The following is a 20,988-nucleotide window of genomic DNA, read 5'->3' as shown; positions in this document are numbered from 1 at the left end:
TATTACCCACATGTAAAAATCCAATAACCTAGTAAATGAGCCAGCTTTTCTGATCTAAATTGATACTAATAGAACAATTCTAGACATATGTTTTACAAAAAGCATAAGAAGGAGTGTAAAGTAAGTTGAGATCAGTGAAGGTTCGGTTACGGCCCATTGTAAGTAATATTAATTTACCAACTGTTTTAAAAACAACTATACTTCCGGGTGACTCCATTGAAAGATTATTTATTGCAACCCAGGTGGGAGAAATCTTTTACATAGGAAATGGAGTAATCAAGACTTTTTTGGATATTCGACAACGAATCATAAAACTCGGTACTTCTGAACCCGGTGTTTCTCGAGGTGGGTATGATGAACGGGGGTTACTGGGGCTGGCGTTTCATCCGAATTTTTATTATAACCGGCTTTTTTACCTGCATTATTCAATGGCAGGAACACAAGGTCCAGGTGCTCTTTCTAAACATTTTAAACCTGACCCATGTGATCCTAAAACGTTAAACCTGAAATGGGTCAATAGAGAAACTAAATATGATCATATCGATACAGTTGAAGAATGGATATTGCAATCAAATGGTCAACCTCAAAAACGGCGGACATTACTTAACCTAAGAAGACCTTTTTTCAATCATAATGGGGTCAACAGCTTAACCTTTTCACCTGAAACCGGCAAACTTGTTTTAACGACCGGTGATGGCGGGGCGGGCTTTGATCCATTTAATTTAAGTCAGAATGATTTGGAAATCGCCGGTAAAATAATTGAGATTGATATCGTTAAAAATACCTTTATCAATAACCCACCAGTAGTTACACGTTTTAATGAACTTCCCCTTCCTATTCAGGAAACACTTACGGTAATTGCCAAAGGGGTTCGTAATATCCCAGGTATTTCATTTCAAAGATTTTATAATCAGTACATTAAATATGCGGGTAATGTCGGACAGGACTTGGCAGAATCCATTTTTTCGTTCGTTCATTATAAACCGATACCGGTTACTCAGCTTGTTCAGCACGCTTCTTTAATGGATTCTGTCACAGACCAAGAGGGATTTATTAACTTTGGCTGGCGTGGCTGGGAAGGTACTTTTCCTACTATGATTAAAAGGGGCTGCTCTGCAAACTCTGCTCTAGATGAGAAAACAATTGCTTATTACAATGAGGCAATAGAAACGTCAGTAAAACGGCTTGAACCTATAACGAGTTATTATCACAAAGATCTTCGCCCTGATAAGTTCGGCGGCACTGCTCTTACAGGTGTCCAGCCATATCTAGGGAATAATATCCCTGATTTATCAGGAAGCGTTGTATTTACCGATGCTGCCCGACAAGAATCTCAACCGGTTAGAGGTGTTTTAGCCTACACCAGGGCAAGAACAGATGGTAAGCTAAACGATTTTGGTGTTATTGAGACCGATTATAATTTCGGGTCTCAATCGGCTCTTTACATGAGCTTAGGAGCGAATCTGGAGAAAACCAGACTATATTTAGGGGCGTACGGTTCAATGAAAGTAACCGATTTTAACCAAGGTACTATTTTTGAGGTTATTCCATAACTATATTCATTGTTAGACATTATTTATTGCACAAAAAATGACCGATTTTACGGTCCTTTTTCGAGTGAAAATAGTCGGTTGGATAATAGACAAATCAGTAAAAGATTAACGAATCATTAATGCATATGGTTAATTAGAGATTTTTCTTCATTAAAGCTGCTACTTGCATATTATCTTCTTGAGAAGTTTCTTCCAGATGTTTAATAATCAATTCTTGCCTTTCCAGAGGATGATTCTGACTTAATTTCGCTTTTGCTTCAATATTTGTGATTTTTATTCTAAACGCTACAATTCCTTTCGTCATCCCTTCTATAAAACTAGGTTCTACGTGATTTAAGTTGTATGGACTATCAGAGATTTCATATTTATTTACCAGATCATTTAAAGAATCAATGATTGCGTTTCTGTCTTCGACAATCTCCATCTTTCCATAGACATGGATAGAAACATAATTCCAAGTTGGCACTGCTTTACTTGTCTCATACCACGATGGTGAAATATAACAGTGAGGGCCTTGGAAAACCGCTAGCACTTGCTGGCCTTCAGCATCCTGCCATTGTTGGTTTGTGCGTGCAAAATGGCCATATAACAAATATTCAGATTTATCTAACAACAGCGGAAGATGAGTAGCGTACGGTTCTCCTTTATGCTGAGAAAATAACGTTGCAAAGCCGTATTTTTCGATAAAATCATAAATTACTGCTTCATCCTCAATCTTAAAAGGCTTAGGGATATACATAACATCCATCCTTTCATAAAAAGTTAGTTGAGTGTTTTTATCATGATATAGTCCGTTTGTTCTTCATCCCCCATATAAAATGAGTGAGCTCCCGTTTGGACAAAGCCTAATTTCTTATAAAAAGAAATGGCATTTTCATTCTTTTCCCATACACCTAGCCAGATTTTCTTTTTACCACATTCCGTCGCAATTTCCATAGCTTTATTCAGCAGATATTTACCAAGTCCTTGTTTTTGAAATTTGCTTTTTACATAGATCCTTTCAATTTCAAATGAATCGTCCCCCATTTTTTCAGACTGGGCATCATTGGTATTGACCTTTAAATATCCTGCTACTTCATTTTTAAAATAAACAAAAAAGAACTGCGAAGAACGATTGGATAATTCTTTTTCTAATTGTCTTAAGTTAAAGGCTTTTTTCAAATAGGCAATCATATTCTCCGGTGAATTCTCATGTTTAAATGTCTCGTCAAATGTTTCATAACTAATCTCTTGAAGTATGCGTGAATCCTCTTGGGTGCACTTTTTTATTTTGATCGTCATTCTTATTGCCCCTCCATCAATAAATTCTCTTGTTTCCTTTTTTTACAAATTCCCAGTCTTTTTCTACATTTTTTCTTACTCTTACAAGAAGATTGAAAATGGTTTCTGCTTCCTCTTCGGTTAATCCCTCTAATGCAACATTATTGGAATACTCATTTTCTCTTTTAATAAAAGGAAAAACACTTTTCCCCTTCTCTGTTGGAAACAGTTTTTTAATTTTTTTGTTATATTGATCGTCTTTTTTTTCAACAAAGCCATTCATTTCAAGTTTTTTTATAGCACGTGATGCCGTTGTTCGATCTACTTTAATCATCTCAGCTACTTTCTCCTGAATCATTCCAGGGTTTTCACAAATTCGCACAAGGTATAAATACTGTCCTTTTGTAAGATCATATTCTTTAAATTCTATATTACTGATTGAATCCAATGCCCTTGCGATCATTCCAATTTCACGAAGAATTTCCTTCATAATTCACTCCCTTAGCATTTTTTTGTTGTAAATGCAATAAAATTTACTTATATTAAATGTAGCTTATATTTGTTGTATATGCAACAATAAAGATTCAAAAAGGGAGCGGTAAAATTCAAATTGATTATTTACGTTTTAGGAATGGTTATATTAACCCTTGGTATTTCTTTCACAATACAATCCAATCTCGGAACATCACCGATTATGATACAGAAAAAAAGCATTCTATTTAGAATGCTTTTTTAACTGCTGTACTTATTATAATTGGTATATTTATCTTCTTCCAGCCTGCTTGAACACTTACTTAAACCAGCCTTTTTCCTGAAACCGGGTTATGGCCTCAATCCGATTGGTGACTTCGAGTTTTTCTAATATGGTGGAAATGTAATTCCGTACCGTTCCGGCTTTGATAGAAAGCTGAGTGGCGATTTCCTTTGTATTTTTTCCATCGGCAATGAGGGTCAATACCTCTTTTTCACGGTCAGTCAGCGGGTTCTCCTCACTGTAGGCATCGTCCACAAGTTCTGGAGCATATATTCGCCTGCCTGCCATCACACTGCGGATGGAGCTTGCCAATTCTTCACTTGGACTATCTTTCAGTAAATATCCTCGAACCCCAGCCTTCACCGCACGCTGGAAATATCCTGTACGAGCGAATGTAGTTAAAATGATCACTTTGGCACCTGATTCTTTCAGTTCTTCCGCTGCTTCAAGTCCCGTTTTTACTGGCATTTCAATATCCATAATACAAATGTCAGGCTGATACTGATGAACAAGCGAAATCGCTTCTTCTCCGTCGCCGGCCTTTCCCACGACTTCCATATCCTCTTCCAAATTAAGCAACAGACCCAGTGCTCCCAACATCATTTGCTGGTCTTCCGCAATGACGATCCGAATCATTTGCCTTCCTCCTTTTCCGCGGATTTTATGACATTCGGCACTCGTATAATTAACGTAGTCCCATCCTCTGAAAAGAGTTCAAGACGTCCGTTAACAAATTCAAGTCTTTCTTTTATTCCCAGTAATCCGTGACCTTTTGTTATATCTTCATTTACTTTTAAACCTGCGCCGTTATCCTTTATGGAAATATTAACTTCGTTTAATGATTGTTCGATAGAGATATGGCAGGTTGTTGCGTTACTGTGTTTTACAACATTGGTTACCGCTTCTTTCAAACACATACTCAGAATGTTTTCAATCAACAGGGAGACATTTGTTAGGTTTATTTTTTGATCACCTATATATTCAATTTGCGCTGCTTTAAGTATTTGTTTCACATTGATGAGTTCCTCTTCTAATCGAATGCCTCGCATTTGAGACACCATTTTCCGGACTTCGTTCAGTGCTGTTCTAGCCGTCTGCTGGACGTCATTTAACTGAGATCGGGCCTGCACTGGATCTTTTTCAATTAATTTTTTGGCCAAATCACTTTTCAGACCAATCAGCGAAAGCTTTTGTCCTAACGTATCGTGCAGATCACGGGCAATTCGCTGTCGCTCCTGCTGTTTTACGAGTACCGCATTTGCATCTTGCAATTGTTCTTCGAGATGCTCACGCTTTTTTCGATTATATAAACTGAAAGGCATCAGGATGATACTGATCCAAATGATAATGATAAAAGGCAGTTGTTTTAGGAACTGATCATCTTGAAAAACGATGTTGAAGTTAAAAGAGACGGTCATACTGACGAGATGTAGAATATATAAGGAAATAAAAGGGATCCGTTCTTTTATATTACCAATAAAATAAGCTAGAAAAAATGCAAAATAAATATAGTTGTAAAGGCTTGTCATGGTAATGGATATGGCAATAAGAATGCAAGCCCAACCGTAAACAGGCCACCCTTTTGAAATGAAAGCAAAACGATAAGAAATAAAGAAGAAAATGGTTAGTATAATACCCGCTACAATGGCTTTCGTGGAAGATGATTGAAAAATAAAGTAAAACGGTAAAATACTAAAAACGCTCCAAACATACGGGGAAATCCCTGTATTCCTTTGAAACAGTTGATATATCTTTTTCATATTGAAACCTCTTTTGCGGTGTTAAATGCCTATTGTAATTTTATCACAATATCTTTTCAAGAAAGAATGTAGTCCTGAAAACAATGGGTTGACCCATGCTTTCAGGACTACGTATGTTATGTGCCGCTTAAACTGATTTCAAATAGGCGTTTACCTTATTCTTTTTTGATTTTACCTTTTGAATGCCTTTAAAGCTAATAAACGTTCTGCTCTCCTCATCCCAAAGACGGAATCCAAGGGAACGAAGGCTTGAAGTAAGAGTGATCGTTTGTACATTTTGGAATGTTGAATCAATACGATGAACATCTTCCAAGTTATAATTAGGCACCCTTGGGCTTAAATGATGAATATGATGAAATCCAATATTGCCTGTCAGCCATTGCAGAACTTTCGGAAGCTTATAGTAAGAACTGCCATCTATAGCGGCTTTCACATAATCCCACTCTTCGTCATGTTCAAAATAAGAGTCTTCAAATTGATGCTGTACATAAAACAGCCAAATACCAGCAACACCCGATACAAAGAAAATGGGACCTTGAACAAGCAAGAATGCCTCCCAGCCGACTGTCCAACAAAGTAATGCAGCCAACGCAGCGATAGAAAGGTTTGTTATATATAAATTTATACGTTCTTTGAATCTTGCTCCTTTGCGGTTAAAGCGATTGGTAATCAGGAATACGTATATTGGCCCAAGACCAAACATTATGATCGGATTTCGGTATAAACGATAAGCGATGCGCCTCCAAAAAGATGCCGCTAAATACTCATCTACCGTCATGATCCAAATATCACCTGTTCCACGTTTATTTAAGTTACCACTTGTAGCATGATGAATGTTATGTTCATGCTGCCATTGATGATATGGGAATAAAGTAAGGACTCCTGTCATCGTTCCAACAATTTTATTGGCTTTTCGGTTTCGAAAGAATGAATGGTGACAGCAATCATGAAAAATAATAAAAATGCGAGTCAAAAATCCGGCACCAATTATCGTTAAGGGCAAAGCAAGGAAATATGAAATGGGCAAGCTTTCGTAAGCTAGGTACCACAGAAGAATAAAAGGTACAAGTGTATTAATTAGCTGCGTTACACTATTTTTTGTACTTGGTTTTTCATATGGGGCAACTTGTTTTCGTAAATTAACAGCATTTTTGTGTTTTGACATTAGTATGTTTCCCTCCCATTGGTTCTACTTAAGTATACAGATGGGAGTCTTGGCTTTTAAGACATATGTGTCATTCCTAAAGTATGATAAATGTCATGTATACCGTTAGACCTTTTATTTAACAAACAAAGGGCTATTTAGTTTAAAAGCGTTTATTACCATGGAATAAAGGATAAACAAGGACTGAATCCCCAAAATAAAAACAGCCGGAAAGCTATGTGCTCTCCAGCTGTTTTACTTTTGCACCTCCAAAAAGGCCTGGTGCAAATTGCCCTTCACTTTAAACTTATCGATGTTTAATCCTAATGAAACCATCGTTTGAGCTACTTCCGGACGTATTCCAGTGAGTACGGTTGTTACCCCAAGTAACGATAAAGCATCCATCACTTTATACAATTGGTCCGCCACCATAGTATCCACAAGGAGTACCCCGGATAGATCCAAAATAAGATTTTCCAGTTTTAGTTTGGATGATTGTTTTAAGGTTTCTTCCAAAATAAGTTGAGCTCTTTCTGTGTCAATATTGCCAATTAACGGTAAGACCCCTGTTCCTTTGACCAAAGGGACGATCGGGACTGACAGCTCTAAAAACGCCGATTTAGCCTGTTCAAGAACTTTTTGGTAAGACTCCACATAACTCAAGCTAAAAAAGTAAACAGCATGGTCCAGAAGAGGGTCGATTATTTCAATAACCTCAAATACAGTTTCTACAGACAACCCGTGACTTATCGTTTCTTCTTTAATCGCTTTCCAAAGGTATGTGCGATAAAAGCTCGTATCAAACAAGGCTTGGTCAAGAGGGGCTCCGATTTTAAATAGAAAATCCCCCGCTTCTCTTCCCCATTCGCGAAACTGCTCAATGCTGCGATCCGGATTTTCAAATTGGATCAGTGATTCCCCAAAAAGTTGAATCAATTGCTCCCGAAATTCCATAATTTTAGGCAATACTCTTTGAAAATCATTGGTTTGTTCAGGTGTCATCTGCACACCAGCCATTCGGTTTGAATGAATCATTTCGGCAATCGCTTGTTTCCGATGGATAAGTGCTTCTCCGAGCAGCTGTAAGTCTTCCTTCATTAGTTCAAGTCCTCCGGATTATTTTGATGGTATTATTTATACCCACATCATAACCTAAGTTTTTGGTAAGGGAAAGACGATTATTAAGAGCGAATAAGATACATTCATAAAAGTTATCATTCTACCGTAAGTTTTTGGATCTCTCACTAAAAAATTAAATAGTTTATTATTATAGTATAGAAATTTTTCATGAAATGGTTTATTATTACATAGTTATTTATTTACATTCATAGGGGGAAAAGCAACAAGTGAAGAAACCAACATGGGTATTCTCTGCATTAATAAGTAGTAGTCTGATATTTTCAAGCACGCCAACAACCGCGGCCACCAAAACGACCACTGTCCATTTTATGGATGTCGGCCAGGGAGATGGCACGTATATTAAAACAGCTGGCGGTGATGATATGATCATCGATGCAGGAAACAAGGATGGCAGCGATGTAGTTGCTTACTTGAAGAAGCAAAAAGTGAAAGATATTGAAGTTATGATCGCGACACATCCTGATGCGGACCACATTGGCGGACTGGATGAGGTGCTAAAGGCATTCAAAGTGAAATCTGTTTATGCACCAAAGGTTTCTCATACAAGTCAAGCCTACAAAGATTTTCTGCTCGCCGTAAAACGTGAGGGGTTAACCATCAAAACGGCGAAAAAGGACGTAAAGGTGCCGCTTAAGGGTGTGTCAGCAAAGTTTGTTGCTCCGGTTAAAACGTACAGCAAAAGTGACCTAAACGACTGGAGTGCCGTTCTCCGTCTGGTGCATGGCAAGAAATCGTTCCTGTTCACAGGAGATGCCGAGGCTAAATCAGAGGCAGATATGATAAAATCCAAGGAAACCTTAAGAGCAAACGTTCTTAAAGTAGGTCACCATGGTGCGAAGACATCATCGAGTAGTGCGTTCATTAAAGCGGTGAATCCGCAGTATTCTGTCATCTCTGTCGGTAAAAAGAATCATTACGGTCACCCTACAAAAGAGGTATTGAACCGATTAAAGAAAACGAAAGTATATCGAACGGATCAAAAAGGAGCTATCGTCTTTACAACCAATGGCTCAACGTTGACTGTAAAAACGGAGAAGAAGTAATGAAAAAAATCAAAGGAATCATTGATCGCATCGAGGGTGAGTATGCTGTCGTTGAAATCGGAAATGAAACCAGAGACATCCTTCGATCCATTCTGCCTAAAAATGTTCAAACCGGTGATGTCGTTTATTTTCAAGGTGATAAAGTCCTTGTTGATAAAGAACAGACAGAAAAGCGGAGAAAAGAAATTGAAGATTTGATGGATGAAATTTGGGAGGATTAGAAAAAGCAGCCAATTTGGGCTGCTTTTTCTATTGTAATGGCAGAGTAACCATTACAGCAGTCCCTTCATTCGGATCACTTTCCATCCATATACTTCCCCCATGAGCTTCAGTTAATTGTTTGGCGATGGTTAGCCCTATGCCACTCCCTCCAAATCGGCGGTTTCTGGATTTCTCCGTCCGATAGAATCGTTCAAATACCTTAGAAATTTCTTCTTTAGATATTCCTATCCCGGTGTCTTTTATTGTGATAACAGCATCCCTCTCTTTAATCTCTATTGTAATGTCGACCCTCCCGCTTGCAGGGGTAAATTTCAAGGCATTTGTTAACAGGTTAATCATAACTTGCATGATTCTTTTTTTATCAATAAGCAATTGTATCTGCATTTTTTCATGAAAGGATAAGGCTACTCCTTTTTGCAGATAAGACTCTCGTAATGTACTCATACTTTGTTGAAGGACTTCCCCCAAGTTTTCTTTTCGCTTTTCAAGTACAAAGTTGGGTGCTTCAAACGTCGTTAATTGTTCGAGATCATAAACCAGCAGGATGAGCCGATCAATTTCTTCTCCAAATGAATGCAGCCGCTCAGGTGTAGCCTCAAAGATTCCATCTTCAATGGCTTCCATATGACTCTTCAGAGTGGCCAGAGGCGTCCGTAATTCATGAGCGATATCACTGGTCATATTTTCTCTTGCAATCTCCTGTTTTTGCAGCTGTGCTGCTAACTGGTTTAAAGATTGCCCTAACTCCTGCAATTCATCATTTCCCTGGACCTTCACTCTAACATCGAGATCGCCTTTTGCCATTTTCTCTGCTGCCCATTTCATTTGCACAAGGGGTTTTGATAGTTTTCTGGCTACGAAATAGCTAATCATACAAACCAGAATGAATACCCCCAATAATGTCCATAGTATTGAACCGATGACCGCTCTCTCAAAATGAATGGCCAGAGGCTTAATCACCCGAAATTCAGGCGCATCCAATTTAAACATTGTAAAATGATAATGAATTTCCAACAAAATGACCAGGCTTGCTACCATTAAAATAACCGTTGCTGCCAGTATAAAAACAAGGGTCAACCGGGCATGCAGTCCTTTAATCTTCACTTCGGTTTCCTTCAAACTTATACCCCATTCCAAAAACGGTCTGTATGTACCGGGGCTCTTTAGGATTGTTCTCTATTTTATAGCGAAGGTTTTTGATATGCTGGTCGATGGTGCGGGTTTCCCCTTCATAATCATAACCGAGCACTTTTTCCACAAGCTCGTCTCTAGTAAATGTGCGTTTAGGATGTCGCGCAAAAACAAGTAACGCTTTATATTCGATTGGAGTCAGACTGATAGAATTGCCCTTTAAAAAAACTTCTTTTGACTTTGCATTTATCGTTAACTCGCCTTGATTATAAGAAATTTGGTCCGCCAGTAGATCGTTCTCATTGGAACGTCTCAGAATCGTTTTCACCCTCATTACAAGCTCCCTCGGACTGAACGGTTTAACCATGTAATCATCCGCTCCCAGCGACAGACCTTTTATCCGTTCTGTTTCCTTTGCTTTTGCCGTTAACATGAGGATGGGAACGGAAGCTTCTTGTCGAATGCTCTGGCAAATATCCTCGCCGCTGTAATCCGGAAGCATTAAATCCAAAATAACAAAATCAATGTGCCCTCTCTTTATATACTCAAGGGCCGCTTGTCCAGAAGCCGCTTCAATCGTTTGATAACCTTCGTTTCTCAAATACGAAGAGACAACCTCGAGTATTTTCTCTTCATCATCTACAATCAGGATGGTTTTCATCTATTTTCTCTCCCTTTCTTCTTCCTCAATTATAGACAAAAAGAGAATCCTTATGAAACACTTGGATTCTCTTTGTTATCTTTATTTAGCCTCCAGCTCGTTTTCCGTTACCCATTTATGATTTTTAACCCTTTTTCCACCTGTTGTTGGGGTATAGTCCACCATATAGACGGTTGTTTTTTCAGAGGATTCGATTATGGCTGAAGCATCTTTCATGCCCTTCATATGATCCGCCTTCAGCTTGACCTTTTGCCCTTTTTTCAGTGTTTTGTTTCCTGCATCCTTGATTTCCTCTTGAATGACCCATTTGTGATGTTTAACGGGTGTTCCACCTGTTGTTGGGGTATAGGTTACCACATAGGCTGTTGTATCATAGGCCCCGGCTATTTTTGCTTTTGCGCCCTTCATCCCCTCCATATGATCCGCGTTAATCACCGCCTGACTGCCCACTTCATACTCTGGGTCCATAGCTTTCTTCAGGTCCTTTGGTACCTCCCCGGAGCCCGAATGATTCATTCCCTCATGACTCATTCCTTTATCTTTTGTTTCATGTTTTTCCGAATTTTTATCGCCAGTGTCATTTGAACACGCTCCAAGAGTCAACGACACCGCAAGCAATGATACAATCCAGATATTTTTTCTTTTCATGCTGTCTTCCTCCTTATGATTCATGCTGCTTTCATAATAGAAAGCAGTTATGAAGAACTTGTGAAGAACCAATTAGGAACATGTCCAAACATTTGATGAGGTGTCTTTTTTTGACCATTCTTCGTTTCATCAAAGTGCTACAGATTGCCAGCATTATAAAACATGTATAATTAATCCATAATATATTTTTATTTTAGAAGAGGAGTTATTTCAACTGAGCCATTCACCCCTAACCATGAAAAGCCCCATCCCCATTCTCCGTATGTTTGTCGAGGAAAATGCCAGGGAATTTTATCTAACCTTTTTAGGTTTTAAGGTCGATTGGGAGCATCGTTTCGAAGATGGTTTGCCATTGTATATGCAAATTTCATATAACAACTGTGTGATTCATCTTTCTGAGCATCATGGAGACTGTTGCCCCGGGGCTGCCCTCAGAATTGAAGTTGAAAACTTGGAGCTGCTACATACCAACCTGTTATCACAAAAATACAAATATGCCCGCCCAGGCATTGAGAACACTCCATGGAATACACGGGAGATTCGTATTGGCGATCCTTTCGGAAATAGACTTGTATTTTTCGAGAACATAGGACTGGATTTGAACAGAAGTAATATCTTTAACTTATAAAAAGCAGTTCCAATTAATCTCCCTTGCACACGGATACAGGGGAGATTTCTTTACTTAACACTTATAAGGGGCTCCTAAAATGTAGACCTATACTAATTTAGAGTTTTTAATTAATCTACATTTTCAATATATTTCTTCCTCTTTACCCCATAGTTATACAAATACTTGAATTCTCTCATTGGCTCATCTAAACATGACACTTGATAGCGACAAGAAACTTGTAAATCACTTAGTCTACTTTAATCTAACCGTGCTTACTTTTTCTAAATCTTCCTTATTTTACCAATAGAGATAGATTCTTTTGGAAAGAAGGATAATTAAAAATTGACTAGACAAAAAAGGTAAGAGCATAATAAATGTGCTCTTACCTTATAAATTCATAATTCGAATAACATTTTTCATTCATTTATGCTTTCGTTTACGGAAGTAAAATTGTGTTTGTAAATTACACATTTAGTTTTCTTTCATTGATAATGGATATTGGCATACTAATGCTTACTGTGGTTCCTTGATTGACCTTACTGTCTACTTTAAGAGTTCCTTTATGTGATTCAATTATCTTGTAACATATCAGCAATCCTAACCCGGTACCATTCTCTTTTGTCGTAATAAAAGGCTGTCCCAAAATGGGGAGTTGTTCCTTTGGAATACCGACTCCCTCATCTTTGATAGTTATCAAAACTTGTTCAGGATGCATTCTACTAACTACAATCATTATCTGACCACCATTAGGCATTGCCTCCATTGAATTCTTTAAAAGATTAAGAAAAACTTGCTTCATTTGATTCTTATCAAGATAAAAATCAGGCAAATCTGATTCATATTCTTCTGTAATTTGAATGTTGTGATTTTCCGTCTTTAAATTCAATAATGCAATAACTTCTTTCAATACATGTTCTATATTTTGTTCTTTTAAGTCAACTTCCTTTGGCTTTGATAGATGTAAAAAATCGCCGACTATATTATTTATTCGTTCAAGTTCACTTTCCACGATCGCTATATATTGGTTGTCATGCTGGTTCACTTGTAATAATTGAATGAATCCCGATATAGAAGTTAAAGGATTTCGAATTTCATGAGCAATGCCTGCAGCCATTTGTCCCAACAGCGCCAATGCTTCTGATCTTTGTAAAAGAATTCGTATCTCTTCTTTTTTTAAAGTTATATCTTTAATAACAGTTAGACTGACGTCTTTATTTCCATACTTAATATCATATGAGCTTACCTCGTAAAAACAAGCCATGCCATTTTTACTCTTTATTTCTATATCAACTGGTTTAGATTTACTTTCTTCTAGTAGGATTGCGTTCAACAATTGTTTGGTTAGGGGGGGCCCCACAAAATTATTCAACTCATTACCAATTGCTACATCCATGCTACTCAGATTTATTAGTTGAAGAAAGGGCTGGTTTAAGTACAGTATTTTTCCATTTTGGTGAATCAAAATAGATTCTGGCAAAGTATCGATAAGAAGTTTGTAACCTTCTTCATTAGCCTTTGATTGTTTTGCAAATTCCCGTATTTTGTCATAATGCCAGCCAATGAGCCAGGCAATGAATGTGAAAAGGAAAAAATCAAAGGTCCAAAAAGGGTGACCGCTCCATATTTTTTGATAAGTGGTAAAAGCAATTGAAAGTGAAATTAATGAAAGCTGTCCAACTTTCCTCATATATACTTCTCCAACAGATATTTTTATCTTATAATATCATATACGGTTTGAATTTTCAGTCAATTAATGAAAAATAATTGATTGTAATTTATCTAGCTCTGGCTTCATGCCGGGCACACAAAAAAAAGACTGTTCAGGAGCGAACAGCCTTTTTTTTACACCAACGCTTAGTTGCTTCCTATTATGCTTTTTATTTCTCGGTTTGTTCGGTATGCCACCATAAAGCATCTTTTGGATTTTCAACAGCTTCATTGAACTCAGACTTAGAAGCAACTGTCGGGTAAGAACCCTTGAGAGATTTTCCTGCTGTGTTAGTGAAAAAGAATAAAATAACTAAAAATCCAATAATACTTACAATGGTTAAATAGAATGCAGGTGCTAAGTTATTCCCTGTTTCGTGAACTAGCCATGTGGCAACTAGTGGAGTCGTTCCACCAAATAGTGAAACAGAGACATTAAAAGTAACAGCTAATGTTCGATAGCGAATATCTGTATAAAACATTGTCGGTAAGGTTCCAGGCATGGTTCCTTCATAAGATGCGAGGAGAAAACCTAGGATCAGTATACCTATCGATATAAAGACTAAAGTATTCAAGTTTATTAAATAAAAACAAAAAACAGACAGTAGGGTTAAGCCTCCTAAACCAAATAAGAAAACAGCCTTGTTTCCAATTTTATCACTAAGCTTACCAAACATGAAAGCAAGCGGCACCATAAGAATCATGATAACTGTAATTAATACGGTTCCTACAGTGTTAGACAACCCTATTATTTCATTTAAATAAGACGGCATGTACGATAATAGCATGTAGTTTGTAATATTAAAGAAGGCCACAGCTACAAAACATACGAAAACATCCCTTTTGTGATTTTTTAAAATGGTGAAGAAGCTCTCTTCTTCAGCCTCTTCATCAGAATCAGCAAGTTCATTTTCAAAGATTGGTGTTTCCCCTAAACTGCTTCTTAAATAAAAACCGATTAGACCTAAAGGTAAACCAAGTAAAAACGGGATTCTCCAACCCCAAGAGGCCATCTGATCATCAGATAGAAGTAGAAACAGCAAACTAGCCAGCAATGAAGCCAGTATATATCCAGTGAGAGTACCAATTTCCAATCCACTTCCAAGGACATTGCGCTTATTGTCTGGAGAAGATTCAGCGATATAAACCATTGCACCAGCGTATTCACCGCCAGTTGAAAACCCTTGAATAATCCTTGCTATTAATAATAAAATCGGAGCCCAAATACCAATTTGATCATATGTAGGTAATAAACCGATTAATAATGTGGATAAAGCCATCAAAATAATGGTGGTTGTTAGAACAACTTTTCTCCCTAACTTATCTCCGATCCTTCCGAATATAATACCTCCTAAGGGGCGCATTAAAAATGCAATCGCAAAAGTGGCAAATGTAAACACTAATTTTAGCTCGTCATTCTTAACTGCACTAAAAAAGTTCTGACTAATAATAACCGCTAGATAGGAATATAAACCAAAGTCATACCATTCCATTGCGTTTCCTACACCAGTGGCAAACACACTTTTTCTCGCTTTTTTTATATCGACAACATTAATTTTTTTCTTGTTAAACTTCATTAGTAGTATGTCACCTCCGCAGTAAATGATTATACAAAAATGAGAAACAAAATCAAACTTTAGGCTTGCTTCATAAGTAATACAAAAGAATAAGTATCATTTTCACAAAAATGATTACATACATGTAATTTCGTAAATATTTGAAACACCATTACCATCCCTCATGATACTACTTGAATAATCTGCAAATGATAAATTGGTAACTGTTCTTTCCAATTAGATACACCTCTTTTATTAAGGGTTTACACACTTAAAAAATACTATTCATTTTTCGGTAATTATTAGAAGAAACATTATCCATTTTGCGTGAAAATATAATCATCTCCAGGATCAGGATCTGAAGAAATAAAGTTGCCTTGCTCAGGTTAAACCACGCCATTTAGTAAATAAAAGATAAAATGACCAAAGAAACTGAACAAACATGATGCGGGAATCTTTAATGAAAAATAAACTTAAAATAAAGAGCAGGAGTGAGATCCAAGAGAGGATAGAATAAAGTGCCCTTATCTAAGGGTGAAACTGCATCCAACTCATGATGCGATGAACAATGGCCTCGATTTTATGTCGCAGTGTTAAGCGTACACGTTCCAGTTTGGTTTTCAACATAACCACTCCCATAGAAGTTACTTCTGTTAAGGACATGGTGTTTTCGGTTTCATACTATAAGCGAATAAGAAGCAAATCTAAATAGGTCAATATTTTCAATTTTCCAAATCATTCTATCGAATTGCCTAGAAAAGACAAAAGAAAAAAGACTGCTAAAAAGATAGCAGTCTCCTACTCACTCCAGGATTATATTCTTAGGCTAATTCAATACCACCTGTAATTCCATACGTTTGAGCGGTTACGTAACTGGATTCATTGGAAGCCAGGAACACGTAAACACCAGCCAGTTCAACCGGTTGCCCGGCACGCTTTAATGGCGTATCCTGACCGAACGTCGGGATAGCTTCTCCGGGCTGTCCTCCGGAAATCTGAAGCGGCGTCCAGATCGGGCCGGGCGCTACTGAATTCACGCGAATTCCCTTTGGGGCCAACTGCTTGGCCAGTCCCCGGCTGAACCCATTAATCGCAAATTTGGTAGCTGCATAATCCAGCAGGTTTGGACTTGGGTTATAGCCCTGTACTGATGTGGTAGTAATGATGGACGCACCCTCCGGAAGATACGGCAACGCCGCCTTCACCGTCCAGTACAAGGAGAATACGTTCACTTCAAAGGTTTTCCGAAGTTGCTCAGTGGACAGGTCTTCGATATTTTCAACTGCCTGCTGTTTTCCTGCAACGAGCGCCAGAATATCCAATCCATCTAAAGCTGAGTAAGATTCCTTAATCAATTCCTCACAAAACGCTTCATCACTCAAGTCGCCAGGCAATAGCACAGCTTTTCGGCCTTCTGCTTCAATGAGCTGTTTGACTTCCTCTGCATCAGATTGTTCCTCAGGCAAATAATTGACGGCAACATCCGCCCCTTCCCGGGCATAAGCAATGGCTGCTGCCCGGCCAATCCCTGAATCTCCCCCGGTAACCAGCGCTTTCCTCCCTGACAGCCTTCCTGAACCTTTGTAGCTTTTTTCTCCGCAGTCAGGAAGCGGACTCATTTGACCCTGAACCGCAGGTGGATCCTGGTATTGTTTGGGATAATCTTCATTAAAATATTGTGTTAAAGGATTTACTGGTTTGGACATCATCATCGCTCCTTAGGTAGATAGGTCACTAGCATTTATACAGTAAAACAACACAAGTCAGTATTCTCATTCTGTATAAATATACATTTTTGGACTTCCCCAATCGATGGTCCTTTAAACCCTTCAACACATGAAATATTAAAATATCCTTCAACGTGTTTACGAGAGCTGTTCATCAGGGAAACCTATCAAAAATGGAAAAAAGGAGGATGCAAGATGGATAGAAAAAAACCCATTCTTTCACCACTCATTGCCTTTTTTGTCATTATCGGTGTCTGGATCGGGGCTGGGATTCAATCAGATGATGAACATGTCCAGCACAACAGTAAAAGTGATGCTAAGGTTTATTATAAATTGTAAGTTTTATAGAGCCAGCTGCGTGATACATGAAAAGTAAGAAGCTGTCCGAATCGGACAGCTTCTCTTATTAGTGCAGTTGAAGTTCCCTGCTTTCCCCCTGTTTTTGTGCCTGTTTTATTGCGGCATGAGCTGCTGCAAGACGGGCCAGCGGCACACGGTATGGTGAACAGCTGACATAATCAAGTCCTGTCTCATGACAAAAACGAATGGACTCTTTTTCCCCTCCATGCTCACCGCAAATACCTGTTTTTAACCCCGGCTTCGTTTCCCGTCCCAGTCTGACACCCAGTTCTACAAGTTTACCAACGCCTTCCTGATCGAGAGTGGCAAAAGGATTTTCAGGCAGTACCTTATTTTCGATATAAGTAGAAAGAAACTTGCCTTCCGCATCATCCCGGCTGTAGCCAAAGGTTGTTTGGGTAAGGTCATTGGTACCAAAGGAGAAAAAGTCAGCTTCCTTGGCAATTTGATCCGCCGTTAACGCTGCCCGAGGCACTTCAATCATTGTCCCAATCTGATAATTAAATTCCTGCCCTGCTTCTTGCTCAATTTCCATAGCTGTACCGATCACCAATTGTCTCATCTCTTTTAATTCATTTACATGGCCTACCAAAGGGATCATGATCTCAGGGGCGGCATCCATCCCCTTATCCCTCAGGTTGCATATCGCGTAAAAAATCGCTTTAACCTGCATTTCATAAATCTCGGGAAAAATCATGCCCAGTCTGCAGCCTCGATGCCCAAGCATTGGATTGCATTCATCCAATTTACGAACATTTCGAAGCAATCGTTCTTTTTCCAATAATTCTTCTGAAAAGGAACTGGATAGTTGTAGCTTCGTAACCTCTACAAGAAGTTCTTCCTTGTCTGGCAAAAATTCATGAAGCGGCGGATCAAGCAGCCGAATGGTCACCGGCAATCCCTTCATCGCTTCAAAAATGAGTTCAAAATCTTCCTGTTGCATAACCAGCAGCTGATCAAGAGCTTCCATTCGCTCATCAAAGGTTTCTGCGAGTATCATTTCCTGAACAACCGGTATTCTTGCACTATCCATAAACATATGCTCGGTGCGGCAAAGCCCAATGCCTCCCGCGCCAAATTCCAATGCTTTTTGGGCATCTTCAGGATTATCCGCATTGGCTCGTACACCCAATGTTCTCTCCTCATCTGCCCAAGTAAGAAGCAATTGAAATTCTTCCGAAAGTTCCGGATCAATCATCGGAATTTCACCATTCATAATCTCACCTGTTGACCCGTCAATGGTAATTACATCGCCTTTTTCAATTATCGTTCCTGCTACAGCAATCTGCTGTAATTTCAGGTTAATCGATAAGGCTTCACATCCACATATACAAGCCTTTCCCATTCCCCTGGCCACCACTGCCGCATGACTGGTCATCCCGCCACGGCTGGTAACCGTTGCCTCTGCCGCCACGATTCCATGAATATCATCCGGTGTCGTTTCCGGACGGACAAGAATCACCTTTTTACCGTCTTTCGCCATTCTTTTGGCTTCATCTGCATCAAATACCACTTGGCCCGTAGCCGCACCTGGAGATGCGGGAAGGCCTTTTGCCATGACATTTCTTTCCTTGGCATCATCCAGACGGCGGTGCAGCAACTGATTCAGCTGTTCTGGTTCAATGCGCAAAATCGCTTCTTTTTTATCTATGATGCTTTCTTTAACCAGTTCCGCCGCAATTCGAATGGCCGCCTGTGCAGTCCGCTTTCCTGTCCGTGTTTGCAGGATGAAGAGCTTTCCCCGCTCGACGGTAAACTCAATGTCCTGCATATCCTTATAATGAGACTCAAGCAAATGGCATGTTTCTGCAAACTGCTGATACACTTTAGGCATAGCCGTTTCCATGGCTGCAATCGGCTGCGGTGTCCGAATCCCAGCAACCACATCTTCTCCTTGGGCATTGATCAGATATTCGCCATAAATCTTTGCTTCACCTGTGGAAGGATTTCTTGTAAAAGCAACGCCGGTACCAGAATCATTGCCCATATTCCCGAATACCATGCTTTGTATATTGACAGCAGTACCCAAGTCATCCGGGATCTTATGAAGCCGGCGGTACACAAAAGCACGTTGGTTATTCCATGAATCAAAAACAGCAGATATGGACAATTGAAGCTGTTCCTTAGGATCTTGCGGAAAGTCTTTTTTGGCGTGTTTTCGAACCAGTTCCTTATAGCCTTCTATCACTTCTTTCCAGTCTTCCGCGGTCATTTCAGGATCTGTAGTATATCCTTTTGCTATGCGGACTTCTTCGAGCAACTGTTCAAAGTAAAAACCGTCCACATGAAGCACAACATCACTGAACATTTGAATGAACCGGCGGTATGTATCATACGCGAATCGCGGATTGTAAGTGAGACTCGCCACTGCTTCTACTGTTTTATCGTTCATGCCCAGATTCAGCACGGTATCCATCATCCCCGGCATCGAGTGAACCGCCCCTGAACGCACAGAAACGAGAAGCGGATTTCTGGTATCCCCTAATTTCTTTCCTGTTCTTCCTTCAAGATGATGAAGGGCTGTCTCGATTTGCTTTTTCATCTCGGACGGCAGACGTTTCCCTTCCTGGTAATAGGCATTGCACGCTTCCGTTGATATGGTGAACCCGTAAGGAACCGGGAGTCCAATACGCGTCATTTCTGCCAGGTTGGCCCCTTTTCCGCCTAAAAGTTCTTTACCTTTTTTCCCATCCTCATCAAACAGATATACGAATTGCGTCATGATATCCAGCTCCTCTCCTTTTTTAACATAGCCAAAATTAAATCTGCCGTCTCTTCAACCGCCTTATTGGAAACATCAATCACCGGGCAGCCAATTTTCTTCATGATTTTTTCGGCATAATCCAATTCTTCCATGATCCTCTCAAAGTTCGCGTAATGGGCTCTTACCGTTAACCCAAGATTCTTTAAACGTTCCTTCCGAATCTCATTCAGCTTATCCGGCGTAATAATTAAACCTATACATTTCCTTTTGAAGTGAAAGACTTCTTCCGGCGGCTCCACCTCAGGCACTAACGGAACATTAGCCACCTTGAATCTTTTATTGGCTAAATACATCGAAAGCGGCGTTTTCGATGTTCTGGAAACACCAATCAAGACGATATCCGCACGGGAAAGGCCGTGTGTATCCTGTCCGTCATCATATTTAACAGCAAATTCAATGGCTTCCACTCTTCGAAAATAGTTCTCGTCCATTTTCCGGAGCAACCCCGGCTGATAAACCGGCTCTTTATGAAATTTTTCGGTGAAGGCATGCATGAGCGGCTTCATGAGGTCAATGGCAATAATACCTTCTTCTTGCGCCCGCTGGTCAAGATACTGTTTCAAAAAAGGAACCACAATCGTATAGGCAATCACTGAGTTTCGATATTTGGCGACAGAGATTACATTTTTCAAATCCTGGATATCTTCAATAAAAGAGACATTTTGAATTTCAATATCTCCCCCATTAAATTGAGCGGCGACCGCTTTAACCATCAGCTCTGCCGTTTCCCCTACTGAGTCTGAAACCACATAGACGATCTTCTTCGTATCCAATTTGAATCTCCTATCCTATGAGTTTTGAGTGTACCAAATTTCTAAGCTTTACTCCCCCTCCTAACAAATGTGTCATACTTTTAATTTATTTCCCTTAAATGTGTTATACTAATTTAATTTAAATCCTATAATAACACCAATAATTCAGAGATACAATGTATTTCTTGGATTTTTA

At 39.2% G+C, this 20,988-nt stretch carries 20 protein-coding genes and 1 pseudogene; 6 read left to right on the top strand and 15 right to left on the bottom strand.

The genetic code is table 11. The features are described from left to right. Positions 1-125: 125 nt before the first annotated feature. Positions 126-1,553, top strand: coding sequence for a PQQ-dependent sugar dehydrogenase (locus tag DMO16_RS01120; RefSeq protein ID WP_129474866.1), 1,428 nt, complete (start codon positions 126-128; stop codon positions 1,551-1,553). A gap of 133 nt (positions 1,554-1,686) precedes the next feature. Here DMO16_RS01120 and DMO16_RS01115 read toward each other — a convergent pair whose 3' ends face one another. Genes DMO16_RS01115 through DMO16_RS01105 form a run of 3 tightly spaced genes read right to left on the bottom strand, consistent with a single transcriptional unit; the run spans position 1,687 to position 3,303 of the window. Next, on the bottom strand, positions 1,687-2,292 hold the full coding sequence (locus tag DMO16_RS01115; RefSeq protein ID WP_129474864.1) for an FMN-binding negative transcriptional regulator: 606 nt from the start codon (positions 2,290-2,292) through the stop codon (positions 1,687-1,689). A 23-nt stretch (positions 2,293-2,315) separates the two neighbouring features. Further along, positions 2,316-2,834, bottom strand: coding sequence for a GNAT family N-acetyltransferase (locus tag DMO16_RS01110; RefSeq protein WP_129474862.1), 519 nt, complete (start codon positions 2,832-2,834; stop codon positions 2,316-2,318). A gap of 16 nt (positions 2,835-2,850) precedes the next feature. Then, positions 2,851-3,303 (bottom strand): MarR family winged helix-turn-helix transcriptional regulator, encoded by a 453-nt coding sequence (locus DMO16_RS01105; RefSeq protein ID WP_129474860.1) that lies wholly within the window; start codon positions 3,301-3,303, stop codon positions 2,851-2,853. A gap of 120 nt (positions 3,304-3,423) precedes the next feature. On the opposite strand from DMO16_RS01105, the pseudogene DMO16_RS24725 reads away from it, so the two are divergent. Next, positions 3,424-3,504 (top strand): annotated as a pseudogene (locus tag DMO16_RS24725) (YitT family protein); the annotation flags it as partial. A gap of 99 nt (positions 3,505-3,603) precedes the next feature. Here the strand turns inward: DMO16_RS24725 and DMO16_RS01100 are convergent. From DMO16_RS01100 to DMO16_RS01085, 4 genes are all read right to left on the bottom strand, one after another. Next, positions 3,604-4,203: a response regulator transcription factor gene (locus tag DMO16_RS01100; protein ID WP_061972816.1), complete on the bottom strand. Its 600-nt coding sequence runs from the start codon at positions 4,201-4,203 to the stop codon at positions 3,604-3,606. Beyond that, positions 4,200-5,327 (bottom strand): sensor histidine kinase, encoded by a 1,128-nt coding sequence (locus DMO16_RS01095; protein WP_129474858.1) that lies wholly within the window; start codon positions 5,325-5,327, stop codon positions 4,200-4,202. Before DMO16_RS01095 ends, DMO16_RS01100 begins: the two co-directional genes overlap by 4 nt. 127 nt (positions 5,328-5,454) lie before the next feature. Beyond that, a complete protein-coding gene (locus DMO16_RS01090; RefSeq protein WP_129474856.1) occupies positions 5,455-6,492 on the bottom strand; it encodes a fatty acid desaturase in 1,038 nt (345 codons plus the stop codon). Between the two features lie 234 nt (positions 6,493-6,726). Continuing rightward, positions 6,727-7,569 carry an STAS domain-containing protein gene (locus DMO16_RS01085; RefSeq protein ID WP_129474854.1) on the bottom strand — a complete coding sequence of 281 codons (843 nt, stop codon included), beginning with the start codon at positions 7,567-7,569 and terminating at the stop codon, positions 6,727-6,729. Positions 7,570-7,850: 281 nt separating this feature from the next. Here DMO16_RS01085 and DMO16_RS01080 point away from each other — a divergent pair, with 281 nt between their 5' ends. Beyond that, entirely contained in the window at positions 7,851-8,654 is an 804-nt protein-coding gene (locus tag DMO16_RS01080) for a ComEC/Rec2 family competence protein (protein WP_061973061.1), read from the top strand. Continuing rightward, positions 8,654-8,875: a DUF3006 domain-containing protein gene (locus DMO16_RS01075; RefSeq protein ID WP_129474852.1), complete on the top strand. Its 222-nt coding sequence runs from the start codon at positions 8,654-8,656 to the stop codon at positions 8,873-8,875. Before DMO16_RS01080 ends, DMO16_RS01075 begins: the two co-directional genes overlap by 1 nt. Before the next feature lie 28 nt (positions 8,876-8,903). On the opposite strand, the gene DMO16_RS01070 is transcribed toward DMO16_RS01075, so the two are convergent. From DMO16_RS01070 to DMO16_RS01060, 3 genes are all read right to left on the bottom strand, one after another. Continuing rightward, a complete protein-coding gene (locus tag DMO16_RS01070) occupies positions 8,904-9,995 on the bottom strand; it encodes a sensor histidine kinase (protein WP_241840410.1) in 1,092 nt (363 codons plus the stop codon). Further along, positions 9,970-10,668 (bottom strand): response regulator transcription factor, encoded by a 699-nt coding sequence (locus DMO16_RS01065; protein ID WP_129474850.1) that lies wholly within the window; start codon positions 10,666-10,668, stop codon positions 9,970-9,972. The genes DMO16_RS01070 and DMO16_RS01065 overlap by 26 nt, the downstream gene beginning before the upstream one ends. 81 nt (positions 10,669-10,749) lie before the next feature. Next, on the bottom strand, positions 10,750-11,316 hold the full coding sequence (locus DMO16_RS01060) for a YdhK family protein (RefSeq protein WP_129474848.1): 567 nt from the start codon (positions 11,314-11,316) through the stop codon (positions 10,750-10,752). A 235-nt stretch (positions 11,317-11,551) separates the two neighbouring features. Between DMO16_RS01060 and DMO16_RS01055 the strand changes: the two genes are divergently transcribed. Further along, positions 11,552-11,944, top strand: a complete 393-nt coding sequence (locus DMO16_RS01055) for a glyoxalase superfamily protein (protein ID WP_129474846.1) — start codon at positions 11,552-11,554, stop codon at positions 11,942-11,944. A 445-nt stretch (positions 11,945-12,389) separates the two neighbouring features. On the opposite strand, the gene DMO16_RS01050 is transcribed toward DMO16_RS01055, so the two are convergent. The 3 genes from DMO16_RS01050 to DMO16_RS01040 all read right to left on the bottom strand — a co-directional run bounded on the left by DMO16_RS01050 (position 12,390) and on the right by DMO16_RS01040 (position 16,895). Beyond that, the gene (locus DMO16_RS01050) at positions 12,390-13,613 is read right to left on the bottom strand and encodes an ATP-binding protein (protein WP_129474844.1); all 1,224 of its coding nucleotides are present in this window, start codon (positions 13,611-13,613) and stop codon (positions 12,390-12,392) included. Positions 13,614-13,803: 190 nt separating this feature from the next. Further along, positions 13,804-15,210 (bottom strand): MFS transporter, encoded by a 1,407-nt coding sequence (locus DMO16_RS01045; RefSeq protein ID WP_061972795.1) that lies wholly within the window; start codon positions 15,208-15,210, stop codon positions 13,804-13,806. 800 nt (positions 15,211-16,010) lie between these two features. After that, positions 16,011-16,895, bottom strand: a complete 885-nt coding sequence (locus tag DMO16_RS01040) for an SDR family oxidoreductase (protein ID WP_129474842.1) — start codon at positions 16,893-16,895, stop codon at positions 16,011-16,013. Positions 16,896-17,111: 216 nt separating this feature from the next. On the opposite strand from DMO16_RS01040, the gene DMO16_RS24065 reads away from it, so the two are divergent. Further along, positions 17,112-17,255, top strand: a complete 144-nt coding sequence (locus DMO16_RS24065; protein WP_156412586.1) for a hypothetical protein — start codon at positions 17,112-17,114, stop codon at positions 17,253-17,255. A 67-nt stretch (positions 17,256-17,322) separates the two neighbouring features. Here DMO16_RS24065 and ppdK read toward each other — a convergent pair whose 3' ends face one another. Both ppdK and DMO16_RS01030 read right to left on the bottom strand, forming a co-directional pair. Next, entirely contained in the window at positions 17,323-19,998 is a 2,676-nt protein-coding gene (ppdK, locus tag DMO16_RS01035) for a pyruvate, phosphate dikinase (protein WP_129474840.1), read from the bottom strand. Further along, positions 19,995-20,813: a pyruvate, water dikinase regulatory protein gene (locus DMO16_RS01030; RefSeq protein WP_129474838.1), complete on the bottom strand. Its 819-nt coding sequence runs from the start codon at positions 20,811-20,813 to the stop codon at positions 19,995-19,997. The genes ppdK and DMO16_RS01030 overlap by 4 nt, the downstream gene beginning before the upstream one ends. Between the last annotated feature and the right edge of the window lie 175 nt (positions 20,814-20,988).

The organism is Fictibacillus sp. S7, assembly GCF_004127935.1.
Classification (GTDB): Bacteria; Bacillota; Bacilli; order Bacillales; family Fictibacillaceae; genus Fictibacillus_C; species Fictibacillus_C enclensis.
Note: the sequence above shows the minus strand (reverse complement) of the source record. Positions and strands in the feature narration are given on the sequence as shown.

Excerpts from the sequence above, each read along its gene's own strand:
- DMO16_RS01115 (WP_129474864.1), bottom strand. The coding sequence starts at position 2,292 with ATGTATATCCCTAAGCCTTTTAAGATTGAGGATGAAGCAGTAATTTAT.
- DMO16_RS01110 (WP_129474862.1), bottom strand. The coding sequence starts at position 2,834 with ATGACGATCAAAATAAAAAAGTGCACCCAAGAGGATTCACGCATACTT.
- DMO16_RS01105 (WP_129474860.1), bottom strand. The coding sequence starts at position 3,303 with ATGAAGGAAATTCTTCGTGAAATTGGAATGATCGCAAGGGCATTGGAT.
- DMO16_RS01100 (WP_061972816.1), bottom strand. The coding sequence starts at position 4,203 with ATGATTCGGATCGTCATTGCGGAAGACCAGCAAATGATGTTGGGAGCA.
- DMO16_RS01095 (WP_129474858.1), bottom strand. The coding sequence starts at position 5,327 with ATGAAAAAGATATATCAACTGTTTCAAAGGAATACAGGGATTTCCCCG.
- DMO16_RS01090 (WP_129474856.1), bottom strand. The coding sequence starts at position 6,492 with ATGTCAAAACACAAAAATGCTGTTAATTTACGAAAACAAGTTGCCCCA.
- DMO16_RS01085 (WP_129474854.1), bottom strand. The coding sequence starts at position 7,569 with ATGAAGGAAGACTTACAGCTGCTCGGAGAAGCACTTATCCATCGGAAA.
- DMO16_RS01075 (WP_129474852.1), top strand. The coding sequence starts at position 8,654 with ATGAAAAAAATCAAAGGAATCATTGATCGCATCGAGGGTGAGTATGCT.
- DMO16_RS01065 (WP_129474850.1), bottom strand. The coding sequence starts at position 10,668 with ATGAAAACCATCCTGATTGTAGATGATGAAGAGAAAATACTCGAGGTT.
- DMO16_RS01060 (WP_129474848.1), bottom strand. The coding sequence starts at position 11,316 with ATGAAAAGAAAAAATATCTGGATTGTATCATTGCTTGCGGTGTCGTTG.
- DMO16_RS01055 (WP_129474846.1), top strand. The coding sequence starts at position 11,552 with ATGAAAAGCCCCATCCCCATTCTCCGTATGTTTGTCGAGGAAAATGCC.
- DMO16_RS01050 (WP_129474844.1), bottom strand. The coding sequence starts at position 13,613 with ATGAGGAAAGTTGGACAGCTTTCATTAATTTCACTTTCAATTGCTTTT.
- DMO16_RS01045 (WP_061972795.1), bottom strand. The coding sequence starts at position 15,210 with ATGAAGTTTAACAAGAAAAAAATTAATGTTGTCGATATAAAAAAAGCG.
- DMO16_RS01040 (WP_129474842.1), bottom strand. The coding sequence starts at position 16,895 with ATGTCCAAACCAGTAAATCCTTTAACACAATATTTTAATGAAGATTAT.
- DMO16_RS24065 (WP_156412586.1), top strand. The coding sequence starts at position 17,112 with ATGGATAGAAAAAAACCCATTCTTTCACCACTCATTGCCTTTTTTGTC.
- ppdK (WP_129474840.1), bottom strand. The coding sequence starts at position 19,998 with ATGACGCAATTCGTATATCTGTTTGATGAGGATGGGAAAAAAGGTAAA.